We start from the raw sequence: 565 nt of genomic DNA, 5'->3' as shown, positions 1-565 counted from the left end.
TACCGTTCGCCATGATTTGGGCGTCATCACCAATGGTCACCGACAACGGAGTCATTAATGAATCATCACCATCAGAATCGACGGCATAGACTGGTAAATCGAAGATCAGATCATTATTGTCGAGACCATCTGCATGGTCTAATGCTTCAAGTAGCGTGAAGGTGTATTCGCCTAACGTAGTACCTGAGAAGCTTAAGCTGAAGACAGGAACGTCCGTTCCACCGTCATCAATAAAGCCGGTATAGATGCCTGAGTCTGCTGGGTCTTCTTTAAGCTCAACCGCAATGTTGTTCGACGTTAACGCACCACCCACATTGAACTCAGTTGGTTCGATTCGGAGCTTCTCAACATCATCACTTTGGTTGGTAAACGAGATAGTCTCGGTTTGGCTCACCGCACTGCCGCTTGGTGTCGAGCCATCGGCAAGTTGTGTTTCTGATAGCGTCACGCTTGGTACGGATTCGATGGTTGGAATATCGCCATCAGTAATGGTCAGAGTGACCGTTGACGTCACCACATCGTTATCTAAATCGCTTGAGGTCACCACAATCGATTTGACGATGTC

1 protein-coding gene is annotated in these 565 nt (G+C 47.8%); it reads right to left on the bottom strand.

Annotation, left to right across the window (positions count from 1 at the left end):
• The coding region (locus tag AB4371_RS21435; protein WP_372150636.1) for a hypothetical protein at positions 1 to 565 on the bottom strand (565 nt) is incomplete at both ends.

This window comes from Vibrio sp. 10N.261.51.A3 (assembly GCF_041471965.1).
GTDB classification, from domain to species: Bacteria; Pseudomonadota; Gammaproteobacteria; order Enterobacterales; family Vibrionaceae; genus Vibrio; species Vibrio crassostreae_C.
This window is presented reverse-complemented; position numbering and strand designations above follow the sequence as displayed.